At 46.0% G+C, this 13,623-nt stretch carries 10 protein-coding genes and 1 pseudogene; 3 read left to right on the top strand and 8 right to left on the bottom strand.

Features of this window, described 5'->3' with window-relative positions; genetic code table 11:
- Nucleotides 1-5 precede the first annotated feature (5 nt).
- From HUX74_RS14005 to HUX74_RS14040, 8 genes are all read right to left on the bottom strand, one after another.
- On the bottom strand, nt 6-1,052 hold the full coding sequence (locus HUX74_RS14005; RefSeq protein ID WP_117601360.1) for a glycosyltransferase family 2 protein: 1,047 nt from the start codon (nt 1,050-1,052) through the stop codon (nt 6-8).
- 33 nt (nt 1,053-1,085) lie between these two features.
- The gene (locus HUX74_RS14010; RefSeq protein ID WP_174646891.1) at nt 1,086-2,114 is read right to left on the bottom strand and encodes a glycosyltransferase family 2 protein; all 1,029 of its coding nucleotides are present in this window, start codon (nt 2,112-2,114) and stop codon (nt 1,086-1,088) included.
- Between the two features lie 6 nt (nt 2,115-2,120).
- Complete coding sequence (locus HUX74_RS14015; RefSeq protein WP_254592869.1) at nt 2,121-3,155, bottom strand: glycosyltransferase family 2 protein; 1,035 nt, start codon at nt 3,153-3,155, stop codon at nt 2,121-2,123.
- 16 nt (nt 3,156-3,171) lie between these two features.
- Nucleotides 3,172-5,073 carry an asparagine synthase C-terminal domain-containing protein gene (locus tag HUX74_RS14020; RefSeq protein ID WP_174646893.1) on the bottom strand — a complete coding sequence of 634 codons (1,902 nt, stop codon included), beginning with the start codon at nt 5,071-5,073 and terminating at the stop codon, nt 3,172-3,174.
- Nucleotides 5,074-5,110: 37 nt separating this feature from the next.
- Nucleotides 5,111-6,280, bottom strand: coding sequence for a glycosyltransferase family 2 protein (locus HUX74_RS14025; protein ID WP_119961502.1), 1,170 nt, complete (start codon nt 6,278-6,280; stop codon nt 5,111-5,113).
- 637 nt (nt 6,281-6,917) lie between these two features.
- The gene (locus tag HUX74_RS14030) at nt 6,918-7,586 is read right to left on the bottom strand and encodes a bifunctional 4-hydroxy-2-oxoglutarate aldolase/2-dehydro-3-deoxy-phosphogluconate aldolase (RefSeq protein WP_022401191.1); all 669 of its coding nucleotides are present in this window, start codon (nt 7,584-7,586) and stop codon (nt 6,918-6,920) included.
- 60 nt (nt 7,587-7,646) lie between these two features.
- Entirely contained in the window at nt 7,647-8,009 is a 363-nt protein-coding gene (locus HUX74_RS14035) for a four helix bundle protein (protein WP_025832259.1), read from the bottom strand.
- A 50-nt stretch (nt 8,010-8,059) separates the two neighbouring features.
- A complete protein-coding gene (locus tag HUX74_RS14040; protein ID WP_117601366.1) occupies nt 8,060-9,085 on the bottom strand; it encodes a sugar kinase in 1,026 nt (341 codons plus the stop codon).
- 271 nt (nt 9,086-9,356) lie between these two features.
- Between HUX74_RS14040 and HUX74_RS14045 the strand changes: the two genes are divergently transcribed.
- The 3 genes and pseudogenes from HUX74_RS14045 to HUX74_RS14055 all read left to right on the top strand — a co-directional run bounded on the left by HUX74_RS14045 (nt 9,357) and on the right by HUX74_RS14055 (nt 13,524).
- On the top strand, nt 9,357-10,412 hold the full coding sequence (locus tag HUX74_RS14045; RefSeq protein ID WP_117601367.1) for a LacI family DNA-binding transcriptional regulator: 1,056 nt from the start codon (nt 9,357-9,359) through the stop codon (nt 10,410-10,412).
- A 114-nt stretch (nt 10,413-10,526) separates the two neighbouring features.
- Nucleotides 10,527-12,037 (top strand): annotated as a pseudogene (locus HUX74_RS14050) (UxaA family hydrolase).
- Nucleotides 12,038-12,213: 176 nt separating this feature from the next.
- On the top strand, nt 12,214-13,524 hold the full coding sequence (locus HUX74_RS14055; RefSeq protein WP_174646894.1) for a Na+/H+ antiporter NhaC family protein: 1,311 nt from the start codon (nt 12,214-12,216) through the stop codon (nt 13,522-13,524).
- Nucleotides 13,525-13,623: the final 99 nt, after the last annotated feature.

A 13,623-nucleotide genomic window follows, 5' to 3' on the forward strand; every position in this document is an offset into this window, starting at 1 on the left:
ATCAGTTAATACATATGTTTAGGCCCATAAAACACCGGCCCTATATTCAAACGGAACAAAAGACGAATATAGAAATCATATAATATATAGCAGTTGAATCCTAAAAGAACCTTTCCCAATTTATCTGTCTTAAATACCGGATGATAATATTTCAAAAAAACATCCCTACTTTCTGAAATCATCCTCTTCAGATGCTTTACCCTCATCTCACGCGGGATAGTCCTATCCGGCTGATAATCACTTTTCAAAGCTCTTCGGAATGGAACCAGCATAGAATTAACTGTAACTACCATATCTCCCGCTGGTATTTTCCATACTTTCATCATTTCTGCCAGAAGCTGTTGATATTTCACGAAACAACAGTATTCAGATTCAAATGAATGAATACGGTGGGATAGTGAAAAGGAATGTTTCACGTACACATAATTCTGCATATGGTTCAATACAAGATAATCACAATGCAACAAGTACTGATACATAAACAACAAATCTTCAAGACAATGTATATTCTCATCAAAGCGAATTGAAAATTCTTCTATTATACTCCTTGCATAAATTTTTGACACAGCATATCCCATTTCACAAATATTATTCTCTGCAAAAGATTTACCTATACTGGAGAAAGGCAAATAACGGTCCGGCAAAGATAAAGAAGGCAAAGAGGTACCATCAGTTCTCCTACACAACATCCCTTGAATCACTAATCCTCTTCCTGAATAGGCTGCCTGCAAATTATAAAGCCCCAAGCAATAATCAGGCAGTATCCAGTCATCCGGATCTACAAAAACCACATACTTCCCGGTGGCGTGATCCAGCCCTCGGTTTCGTGCAACACTGACTCCAGAGTTCTCCTGATGAAATACTCTGACACGATAATCCTTAGATGCCCATTCGTCACAAATTTCTCCACAACGATCGGGACTACCATCATCAATCAGCAATAGTTCAAAATCTGCAAATGTCTGCGAAAGAATACTGGAAACACAGCGCGACAAATATTGTTCCACTTTATAAATAGGAACAATAACGGATATAATAGGTTCTTCTTTCATCTTGAATTTCTATCTATATTATCATATTTATAGTCAATGCATCCCGAAACTTTTTTTGAACCGGAGAAAACGTAACAAAGAAATCCAGCAATCAAAGAAACCGCCTCCCATGTGGCAAAGAAGATATTTCGCTATGCAATCTGCTTTATAATCTGGCATGAATCTTTCTTCTATCCATTCCTTTTCCTTGGACAATAAATCGTCCAGACAAGCCACCCGCTGCCTGAATGGGTAGCCATTAGTATGGAGGGATAGCAGTACACGCTGAAAAACCAGACTTACGGAGTGCCTCAAATAGCAGGTAAGTTCATCCGACAGGCAACAAACGTCCTCAAATCTTTCCATTCTGCTTCTATAAGCTGAAAAAATATTGTACTCATCGCTGTATATATTCATACGGGAAGAAAGCGTTTCTGCAGAATAGGCTATCCTATAATTATAGTCCATGAAATTGCAAAGACGGATATAATCCGAAAGCAATATGTAATCTATCATAAAAATCAAATCTTCCATGCAATGGACATTACAATCAAAACATAATTTATTTTCACGAATCAATTCTGCACTATATAGTTTTGAACAAGAAAATCCAAAACGGTCAAGGCCATACTCCGCGAAACCTTCACCTATATTACTTCCTATGAATATTTCTGGAAGTGTAATCTTTCCTATTAACTTACCATCAATTGAATATTTTAAAGCTCCTCCCATCACCAAACCAATACCCGTATCGGGCAGGCTCTTATATAAATGCAACAAATAATCCGTGGAAACCCAATCATCTGAATCCACAAAAACAATATATGTACCCTTAGCATGCTGCAATCCTATATTACGTGCAGCGCTAACGCCACTGTTCTGTTGATGGAACACCCGTATCCTCGTATCCTTCCCGGCATACTCTTCACAAATCTCCCCGCAACGGTCTGGGCTCCCGTCATCTACCAGCAACAACTCAAAATTCGTAAAGGTCTGTGCAAGAATACTGTCAATGCACTTGGGCAAGTACTCTTCCACCTTATAAACGGGTACTATAACGGATATTTCCGGGACATGATTCATATTCGCTCATTTTGTATGCAACATTGCCTTCATTTTTATAGACAACACCAACAAATAGTAGGCTGACTTTACAAAAGCCTTAAAATACAAATAGCCGGCATACGTAGGAAGCACATAATGGATGTTCTGCAACATCAGCTTCCATTCGGGACGCAGGCCCGTCATCTCCAACAAAGACGCATACTTTTTGTTCCTGAATACCAAATAACTCTGATAATGAAAGGATGTGTCTTTCGTGAAATACAGAATACGGTCAAAATATTTTGCCTTCAGAGTCTCAAAAAAAATATATATATCCCGGTTATCCTGCAAACACCGAGAAGACCGGATAAAATCGTAGATATAACCCAGCACCAGCACACGACATTCCAAATTACGCATAGACGGCGCCCGCATGATGGAGTCTGGCTGCATAGAATAATAGTAAGTGATCTCACCGACGACATACATACTTTGAGCCATACATGCCAACTTAAATGACCATAAATCATCCTCGTGTACAATTCCCTCCTGGAAGTAGAGTTTATGCTGCAAAACGAGGGGACGACTCACCAGTTTGTTCCATGCCATGACATACCATTTTCCCTGCACATAAGTGGAAAGTACAAGAGCATTCCCTTCATAAAACCCGGTGCCTAATGATAAAGGAGGAGCCCAACGTCTGGCACCGGTCACCTCGTAATTGCCTATCACAAAATCCGGTCGCTTCTGCACCGCTGCATCTGCCAAAAGCTCTATTGCATTCGCAGAAATATAGTCGTCGCTATCCAAGAAGTACAGATAATCGCCAACAGACGCTAAAATACCGGTGTTTCTTGCAGCAGAAAGCCCTCTGTTCTCTTCATGTTCCAGACATCTCACCACCGCTCCGCGCGGATGCGAAGCCACCACCCGTCTGACTATCTCCATAGAGTTATCCGGAGTGCAGTCATTCACAAGAATAACTTCCAAATCCGGCCAGGTCTGGTTCAACACAGACAGCAGACACCGTTCTATGTACTTGGCAACATTATAAACCGGAACAATAATGGAAACTTTCATACTTTCAATCATATTTTCAGAATTTCACCTCATGGCCTTCCACAAACTCTTCCCACCACACAACAAGCGTCAACAGATTGAAATATTGCAAAGCCTTGTTCTGCCTATGCCAGAACCAACCGCCCTCCTTCTCTGCAACTTGTTCATAATCTGTAAGAAACTTCTTCACTGCATCACGACGCAGATAGTTGTCCATAATGCCGGAAGCAAGAATGAATTCCTTAAAGAGAGCACGTCGGGCCCTATCACGGAAGAACAGTGGCATAGGTGCAAAACCGCCCTGCTTCTTCTTCAAGGTAATGGCCTCGGGAAGTAAAGGTTTATAATGGTGCTTTAACAGATATTTAGAAACGGAACGACCCCGCGCAATGTCCAGTATACTGCTGCCCCTGCACTTCAACCCTACCGGTAGCTCCTGCAGGAAATGGAAAAGCTCCAGGTCCATAAAAGGATACGTCAGATTGTTACCGAACATGCGTGCCATGCTGGAAGCCTTGAAAAGAATGATACGGTTGATTACAGTCTCCAAATCGGAAAGAATGGCATGCTGCGCGTAAAGATGCTCGAAACTATGGATATCGGGCCGTAGTGATTTTACCGGCTCAAAATCTTCTTCCGGATTTTGCAGAAGGGCACACAAGGCAGAGTCGGAAAAGCCGAAACGCTCCCCTTCCAGAATATGAAGTATCTTATCCAAATGGAAATTAATGCGGGAAAGCTCTCCGCCGGTATCAAAGGTTTCATGCTCCAGCAGACGGCTGATGCCACGCAGCAAGGGACGCAATCCTATGCGGGCGGCTAGATAATGCAACGCCACTTCGCGACCGGAAGTACCGAAATACTGGTCACTGCCGTCACCTCCCAGAATCACGTCGGGCTTGTCATCGCCTATCATGCGCATGGCACAATAGTTTACCATCAGCCCGCCTTCCATAAAAGGCTCACCCAGAAAACGGACAATGTCGAGCAAGGCACTGGTTTCCGTACCGTCAATCTCGTACTCATGATGGCGCGTGCCGAAGGTTTCGGACATCAGACGGGCCATGGGCAGCTCCGTCCAGGCATCTCCTTTAAAGCCCACGGAATAGGAGTCAATCTGGCCGTCGTAAATGCTGCGCAGCGCAGCAAGGTTGGACCCGGAATCATAGCCGCCACTCAGCAGGATGCCTACCTTGCGGCTGTCTCCGATACGCCGACGGATGGCTTGCGCATGCAATTCTCCATAACGGCGGGAATAGGCCTCGACATCCGGATTCCGTTCAGTCGCCACCTTGGGTTCATGCTCAAAAACGCTGTCGCGCTTCAGACAATAAATGTCATCTGCCACCTTCTCATATAAGCCGGGATTTCTTTCCTTCAGCGAATCAAACATGGAATGTACGTTCGCTTGTGTCTCTAACTTTACAGAAGCCCAAACCGGCATCAGATAACCAAGCTCTGTCAACATGTAGAACTTTTCGCCGGCACCTAAAGAATGAACATCGAATAGGGCGAAATTATTCTTCTTCAAAATGCCACGCTGAAGGAATGTACTCAATGAAACCAGATTAGGCTCGAAATTTTCTTCCAGTTGGTCCTCTAAAAATTGCCAGGAAGTGGCAAAATTACCATCAATGTGACAATAGACGGGATAATGCGTGCCATGATGGTCGCGCACCACTCCGCATTCATTTTCTGAATAATATACTATGGTGAACGAACCGTCCAGACGTGAAAAGCCATATGCCGGATCGGATAGAAACGCATCGGCAGCAAGCTTGGCATTGGTATCATCCGGAGTTGCCTGCAAGGTGTCCCGATTATACAAAGTTCCGAAAAAGAAAAGTCTCAGATTATAACTTTCAAAAGAAGATTCCGGCTCTTCTCCCTCTACACAGGCTGTACGCCAATCTTCTAAAGTGATTTTTCCGTATATCATTTGTTTGCTTATAGACTTGTTTATTGTGTATCCCTTTCTATTCCACCACCCCATGCCTGGTATGTATAAAGGTCTTGTTTGCTCCCCTCAGCTTGAAGATGTTTCCTGCCATCAGCAGGAATGTATAGGGTATCTTTTGCAGGGCCATTGCCAGGCGGCTGGTGCAGAACCTTTTGGGAACGGCAACGAGCAGTGCGACAGCGAGCAACACCAAGAGCAGCCACCACTTCAGCCCCCATGTCCAGCGATAAACCGTGAACAACACGGAGAAGAGGAACGTGAAGCCCACCAACAGCAGGCGAGGAATGGAAAGCTGCTGGAAAAGCTTGTCGCAGAAGTCCCAGTTACGCGCAACAAGCGCCTTCCACAGAAACTTGGCGAAAGTCTGGCAGTAGTGCCATTGTGCCGACAGCCAGCGGCGGCGCTGACGGGAGAAATCACCGGTGTTCTGTATCTTCTCATCAAATACAAAGGTTTCGGGCAGATAATAAAAGCGCTTGCCGCGATAGAGCAGGGTCAGCTCCAATTCACGGTCGAAACCGCCTACAGCCTTGATGTCAGCCATCGTATCACGGAACAAGTCATAACGGAACGCCATGCCGGAACCGATAAGGGCGGCCGACAAGCCCAGCTTGGCATGCCCCAAACGGAAAATGGTGTTATTGATTTCCTCACTGATGGCATCGAGCAAGGCCATGTCATTGTTCAGGTTCTTTGCACTCCGGTGGGTCTGCACAATCTCGACTTCCGGATTGGCGAAGAGGTCGTTAATATCACTCAGATAATCGTAAGGGATGACATTGTCCGCATCGAGCACCAAAGCGATGTCATAATTATTACCGATGGCAGTCATGGCGGCATTCAGAGATTTGGACTTGGTACTTTTCTCAAAATGCACTTCAACCAGGCGGACAGGAAGCATAGCGAGGGAAGCGTTGGTTTCGGGCTGCATACGGTCCGAAATGACAACCGTATCAAAACAGTCGGCGGGATAATCCTGCTCCAGGCATGAATGAACACACTCGTGTATCACGGCATCTTCGCGATAGGCAGGAATCAATATGGCAAAACGTTTGTGTTCCTTGGCTGGAGGGGGTAGAGGCAGGTCACGTCGGCGTGACGCCAGACTGTAAACCAATAGATACAGTATGTTTATTGCAAACAATATGTACAAAAGCCAATCAAGTATATTCAATATATGTTCCAAATTCAGGGCTATTTAAGCTTTAGAGCTGCTGCTTGTTTTTAATGGGTATCCGACACAAAGATACAAAAAAGAAGTAGAGTTTGATAAAATATACAAAAAATGCGAAGAATATAGGAATAAAAAAACGAGCAAGCTCTCACGAACCCCTCGCCCCTATAAGAAAAGCCTTAAAGGCTTTTCTTTTAAACTACATCAATGTTACCTAAACATCAATCTTTCTCTTTACCTAAAAAATAAAACTTCAATTACCTATTCTGAAAACTTCAAAATCCAATTTTACCTTTACCTAATTTACCTATTTATTCAAAACATTTAGCTTATGAAAAAAATCTATTTTCAATCCTTTTACCTAATAACTAATATCCTTTATTGAAAACTGTTTTATTATTTATCAAATCCAAATGCAGTTTCCCAACTGCACTGCAAAGGTAAGTGTTTTATCCGCGCGCACAAAATGCCGACACATTTTTCGCGCGTTTTATAACATTGTTTTAGAGTTTAAGGGTATAGTTTACACTTATAAACAATTTGTTGTTCATCGGGAGCATACTTTCCAGTAAAAAACAAGCCACCGAAACGCCGAAACGCTTCGATGACTGTCCCCTTTAAACACCTTTAAACAAAATGAATTTCTTATTTATTTCCTCGCTTCAGCAATATAGCCCAAAGCTTCTTTACATTTTTCCGTAACATAAGTCCAGTCTTCAGCAGCGACCTTATCCTTCGGGAAGAGTTTGGAACCCATACCTACGCAGAACACACCCGCCTTAATCCAAGAGGTCAGGTTTTCCTGGGTCGGCTCCACTCCACCGGTCACCATCAGCTTGGACCAGGGCATCGGAGCCAGCAAACCTTTCACAAGTTTGGCACCAAGCACATCGCCCGGGAATATCTTGCAGAGATCGCAACCTGCTTCTTGCGCGAAACCTACTTCTGAAACGCTGCCGCACCCCGGAGTATAAGCTACCAGACGACGGTTACAAATCTTAGCAATCTCCGGGTTGAACAACGGGCCTACAACGAAACATGCCCCCAACTGCAAATACAGCGCCGCAGTAGCAGGGTCGACGATGGAACCTACACCCATCGCCATCTCCGGGCACTCTTTTGCCGCAAACTTCACAACTTCCGCAAACACCTCGTGGGCAAAGTCACCACGGTTCGTGAACTCGAACGCACGAACACCTCCATCGTAACAAGCCTTTACAACTTTCTTTGCAACTTCTGCATCCTTATGATAAAAGACGGGCACCATTCCGGTAGAACCAATCTTATTCAATACTGCGATTTTATCAAATTTACTCATCTTTTTATTTACTATTTGACTATTTACTATTTAAATGTTCTGCTATTCATTACTATTAAACTATTTACTATTCATTCTTACCTTCATGGTCGTTATTGAACTGACTATTATTTTCAGAAGTTCTTCGTTTTCTTTATACAAATCAGTAAGTAATTCCGATTTTATTAAAGCGGTATCACCAAGAAGCTCTATCCAATACAAAGTTTCATCGAGTTCTTCTTCCACCATCTTCAATTTATTCAAGAAATCCTTATCTGATTTTCCCAAACAAGCAGCTCGATAATTGGCTGCAGGAGATGTTCCGGAACGAACAATCTGATTACCAATCGCTCTACCAGCTGATGTATTAGGCAACTTGTCTACCAATTTGACAACCCTTACCGCAAATACCTTCAACCTATTCTTCAGTTCTTCTGTCGTCATCAACAAGAGTATCAAATAGTAAATCGTAAATAGTCTAATAGTAAATAAATTTATCTCTGTACTCGTCCGCTTGCATCCCCCCCTGCCAGCGCTTCTACCTCTTCTGTAGAAACAAGGTTGAAGTCACCGTTGATAGTATGCTTCAAGGCAGAAGCCGCTACTGCAAATTCGAGGGCGGCACCCTGGTTAGGTTTTGTCAGCAGGCCGTGGATGATACCGCCTGAGAAAGAGTCGCCACCACCTACGCGGTCGATGATAGGATTGATGTCGTAACGCTTTGATTCGTAGAATTCCTCACCGTTGTAAATCATTGCCTTCCAGCCGTTGTGGGTGGCAGAGAAAGACTCGCGCAACGTAGAGATGACATATTTGAAGCCGAATTCCTTCGCCATCGCCTTGAAGATTCCCTTGTAGCCTTCAGCGTCCGTCTTGCCGCCTTCCACGTCTGCATCGGGCTTGAAGCCCAGACAGAGTTCAGCATCCTCTTCATTGCCGATGCAGACATCCACATACTGCATCAAAGGCTTCATGATGGACTGGGCTTTTTCTTTGGTCCAGAGTTTTTTACGGAAATTGAGGTCTACCGACACCATAACGCCGTGACGCTTGGCAGCTTCGCAAGCCAAGCGAGTCAGTTCCGCAGCCTTGTCGGAGATGGCGGGAGTGATACCTGACCAATGGAACCAGTCTGCACCTTCCATGATGGCATCAAAATCAAAGTCTGCCGCATCTGCCTCGGCAATGGCAGAGTGTGCACGGTCATAGATTACCTTACTGGGACGCATGGAAGCACCAGTTTCAAGATAGTAGATACCTACACGATCACCACCACGCGCAATGAAATCTGTCTTTACGCCATACTTGCGCAATGCGTTGACAGCCGACTGGCCTATTTCATGTTTCGGCAACTTGGTTACAAAATAAGCATCATGCCCGTAGTTGGCACAGCTGACAGCTACGTTGGCCTCACCACCGCCATATACCACATCAAAAGAGTCGGACTGCACAAAACGGGTATTTCCCGGAGTAGACAGTCTCAGCATTATTTCACCTAATGTAACTACTTTCTTTCCCATAATCTTTCTATATTTTATTTTAATATGAAATTAATTTATTTCCTTTCAATTTATCATTACGAGGTATAAAAAGAACTTAAACACTTGAAACTGTGAATAGTAAATCAAAACAACATTCGTTCTTCACAACCTTCGTGTGCGGACACAAAGATACAACAATTTTTGAAATACAAAAAATTATCATATATTTGTAGCGGAAATATCAAGATTATTATTGTGCACGAGCACAAGACATATACTCTACTTGGTACATTGTAAATTATAAATATAGATGGAAAGAGTCAGAATAAAAGATATTGCCAAGATGGCAGACGTATCAGTGGGAACCGTCGACCGTGTGATTCACGGACGCAGCGGTGTGTCCGAATCCAGCCGGAAACGGGTGGAAGAAATCCTGAAACAGCTGGATTACCAACCAAATATGTATGCCAGTGCACTGGCTTCGAACAAGAAGTACACATTTGCCTGCCTGCTGCCACTGCACGAGAAAGGCGAATACTGGACAGACGTAGAGACAGGCATACACAACGCCGTAGAGACTTATTCTGACTTTAACGTCGCCGTGCACCTCTCCTACTATGACCCGTATGACTATCATTCATTCGCGGAAGCCTCCAGACAGATTCTGTCACTGGAGCCGGACGGAGTGATGTTTGCCCCCACCGTTCCGCAATACACCAAGCCCTTTACGGATGAGTTGACGCAACATAATATACCTTATATATATATAGACTCCAATATAAAGGAAGAGCCCGCCCTATCCTTCTACGGGCAGAACTCGCACCAAAGCGGATATTTTGCCGCCCGCATGCTGATGCTGCTTGCCGGAGAAGACGCGCAGGAAATCGTCATCTTCCGCAAAATAAACGAAGGCATCGTTGGGTCGAACCAGCAGGAACGCCGCGAAATAGGTTTCCGCGAATACATGCAGAAGCATCATCCCGCCTGCCGCATCTGGGAACTGGACCTGCATGCCAAGCGCGACAGCGAGGACACACTGATGCTAGACGAGTTCTTCCAAGAGCATCCTACCGTAAAGAACGGAATCACCTTCAACTCCAAAGCATACATCATCGGGGAATACCTGCTGAAGAAGCAGAAAAAAAACTTCAACCTGATGGGCTATGACCTGCTGCAACGCAATGTAGACTGTCTGAAACAAGGAAGCATCTTCTTCCTCATAGCACAACAGCCCACCCTGCAAGGATTCGACGGCATCAAGGCCTTGTGCGAATACCTGATTCTGAAGAAGGAAATCACAAGGGAAAACTTCATGCCAATTGACTTGCTAACGAAGGAGAATATAGAGTTTTATTACAATAAATAGTTGCATGTACAATGTACCATCTACAATGTACAATTCGGGCATGCGGAAGGGGACTAATACTAGCGCAGCGCAGCCAAATTGTACATTGTAGATGGTAAATGGGGAATTTAAAAGATGGAGGCAAAGTACCTGAAAATCAACCCTTCCGACAATATTGCAGTGGCTATCACAGCACTTCCGGCTGGTGAAAAACTCACGGTGGACGGAAAGGAAATCACCTTGAATGAGGATGTTCCTGCCGGACACAAATTTGCACTGAAAGACTTTGAGGAAGGCGAAAACGTCATTAAATACGGATACCCCATCGGCCATGCCCGGAAAGCGCAGAAGCAGGGAGACTGGATGAATGAAAACAATATCAAGACCAACTTGTCCGGGTTGCTGGAATACACATACAACCCCATCAATGTAGACCTCAATACTACGGTCCTAAACCTCAATACTGGCGCGCCAAACCTGACCTTTAGAGGGTACAAACGCAAAAACGGAGATGTAGGCGTGCGCAATAGATATGGATTATTCCGACAGTGGGCTGCGTGAACGGAATCATCAACCAACTTGCCGAAGGCCTGCGCCGCGAAACGGGCGGAAAGGGCGTGGATGCTATCATGGCTTATCCCCATAATTACGGCTGCTCCCAGTTGGGTGACGACCACGAGAATACAAAGAAAATCCTCCGCGACATAGTGCTGCATCCCAATGCGGGAGCCGTACTCGTGGTAGGCCTGGGATGTGAGAATAACCAGCCGGATGTATTCTGCGAGTTTCTGGGAGACTATGACCGGGATCGCGTAAAGTTTATGGTGACCCAGAAAGTGGGTGATGAATACGAAGAAGGCATGGAGCTGCTGCGCGAACTTTATGCCAAAGTCATCCAGGACCAGCGCGAGGATATTCCCTTAAGTGAATTGCGCGTAGGCTTGAAGTGTGGCGGTTCGGACGGTTTCTCCGGCATCACCGCCAATCCGCTACTGGGCATGTTCTCCGACTTCCTGGTAGCACAAGGCGGCACCAGCGTACTGACGGAAGTACCGGAAATGTTCGGTGCAGAAACCATTCTGATGAACCGCTGCCGCACCAAAGAGTTGTTTGAGGACACGGTGAAGCTGATTAATGACTTCAAGGAATATTTCCTCTCACACGGTGAACCGGTAGGCGAAAACCCGTCTCCGGGAAATAAGGCAGGTGGCATCTCTACATTGGAGGACAAGGCCTTGGGATGCACCCAGAAATGCGGCACAAGCTACGTGGAAGGGGTACTTCCATATGGCGAACGCCTGAAAGTAAAGGGACTGAACCTGCTGTCTGCTCCGGGAAACGACCTTGTAGCCGCCACTGCCCTTGCCTCTTGCGGATGCCACATGGTGCTGTTCACCACAGGACGCGGAACACCCTTCGGAACCTATGTGCCGACCATGAAGATTTCCACCAACTCCACTTTAGCAAAGAACAAACCGGGCTGGATAGACTTCAACGCCGGAGTTATCGTCGAGAACGAACCGATGAAGCAAACCTGCGAACGCTTCATCGAGTATATCATCAAAGTAGCAAGCGGTGAATTCGTGAACAACGAAAAGAAAGGCTACAAGGAAATAGCCATCTTCAAGACCGGAGTAACTTTGTAAATTGAAAATTAAAGACTGATAGATGGAGGGCGGGACAAAACCATTTTGTGCCGCCCTTTGTTTTTGTTACCTTTGCGGCGGAATTGATTTCACCACAGATTACCCCGATTAACATGGAATTGATTGAAAGGTAGAAATCTGTGGTGAACCATTAATCTCAACCAAACAATACAACTATGTCAGCAACAACCGATACAACCCCTAAAACCCAAAGCGGCTGGTGGGCACTCAGCCCGTTGGCGGTGTTCCTTTGCCTCTATCTGGTGACTTCGCTCCTGGTGAACGACTTCTATAAAGTCCCCATCACGGTAGCCTTCCTCGCCTCGTCCTGCTATGCCATCGCCATCACGCGCGGCCTGAATCTGGAACAGCGCATCTACCAGTTTTCCGTGGGCGCCAGTAACAAGAACATCATGCTGATGGTATGGATATTCATCCTTGCAGGAGCATTCGCCCAAAGCGCCAAGCAGATGGGCGCCATTGATGCGACCGTAAATCTGACCCTGCATATACTGCCGGACAACCTGCTGCTGGCGGGCATCTTCATCGCCGCCTGCTTCATCTCCCTCTCGATAGGAACAAGCGTAGGAACTATCGTCGCACTGACTCCCGTAGCCGTGGGGCTGGCGGAAAAGACGGGCATCGACCTGCCCTACATGGTTGCCATCGTGGTGGGAGGCTCGTTCTTCGGAGACAATCTTTCCTTCATATCCGACACCACCATTGCATCGACCAAGACGCAGGACTGCGTGATGAGGGACAAGTTCCGTGTCAACTTTATGATTGTGGTACCGGCAGCACTTATCATACTGGGCATCTATATCTTTCAAGGACTGTCCGTCTCTGCCCCACCACAAGTACAGACCATCGAGTGGATAAAGGTAATCCCCTACCTCATCGTACTGGGTACGGCCGTAGCAGGCGTCAACGTCATGCTGGTACTGCTGCTGGGCATCCTCTCTACCGGAATTATCGGTATCTATACCGGCACCGCCTTCTTCGACTGGTTCGGAGCCATGGGAACGGGCATCACCGGCATGGGCGAGCTCATCATCATCACCCTGCTGGCCGGAGGCATGCTCGAAACCATCCGCTACAACGGCGGCATCGACTTCATCATCTCCCGGCTGACCCGCCACGTCAGCGGCAAGCGGGGAGCCGAATTCAGCATCGCCGCCCTGGTCAGCATCGCCAATCTCTGCACCGCCAACAACACCATTGCCATCATCACCACCGGCCCCATAGCCAAGGACATCACCATCCGCTTCCACCTGGACCGCCGGAAAACAGCCAGCATACTGGACACCTTCTCATGCCTTGTGCAAGGTATCATCCCCTACGGAGCACAAATGCTGATAGCCGCCGGACTTGCCGGCATCTCCCCCATCAGCATCATCGGAAACCTATACTACCCCTTCTGCATGGGAGCCTGCGCCATACTCGCCATTCTCCTGAGATACCCCAGGAAATACTCGGGAGAAGGATGAGTGATAAGTGATGAGTGATGAGTGGTGTTGTGTGAACATTTAAAAAAAACACCCTCATGCCAACAAATAACTCATAACTCATAACTCATAACTCAAAAT

This window comes from Bacteroides sp. Marseille-P8574, from assembly GCF_902825465.1.
In the GTDB taxonomy this organism is placed as follows: Bacteria; Bacteroidota; Bacteroidia; order Bacteroidales; family Bacteroidaceae; genus Bacteroides; species Bacteroides uniformis.

Coding starts and splice junctions, on each gene's coding strand:
- HUX74_RS14005 (WP_117601360.1), bottom strand. CDS start 1,052: ATGAAAGAAGAACCTATTATATCCGTTATTGTTCCTATTTATAAAGTG.
- HUX74_RS14010 (WP_174646891.1), bottom strand. CDS start 2,114: ATGAATCATGTCCCGGAAATATCCGTTATAGTACCCGTTTATAAGGTG.
- HUX74_RS14015 (WP_254592869.1), bottom strand. CDS start 3,155: ATGAAAGTTTCCATTATTGTTCCGGTTTATAATGTTGCCAAGTACATA.
- HUX74_RS14020 (WP_174646893.1), bottom strand. CDS start 5,073: ATGATATACGGAAAAATCACTTTAGAAGATTGGCGTACAGCCTGTGTA.
- HUX74_RS14030 (WP_022401191.1), bottom strand. CDS start 7,586: ATGAGTAAATTTGATAAAATCGCAGTATTGAATAAGATTGGTTCTACC.
- HUX74_RS14035 (WP_025832259.1), bottom strand. CDS start 8,009: ATGACGACAGAAGAACTGAAGAATAGGTTGAAGGTATTTGCGGTAAGG.
- HUX74_RS14040 (WP_117601366.1), bottom strand. CDS start 9,085: ATGGGAAAGAAAGTAGTTACATTAGGTGAAATAATGCTGAGACTGTCT.
- HUX74_RS14045 (WP_117601367.1), top strand. CDS start 9,357: ATGGAAAGAGTCAGAATAAAAGATATTGCCAAGATGGCAGACGTATCA.
- HUX74_RS14055 (WP_174646894.1), top strand. CDS start 12,214: ATGTCAGCAACAACCGATACAACCCCTAAAACCCAAAGCGGCTGGTGG.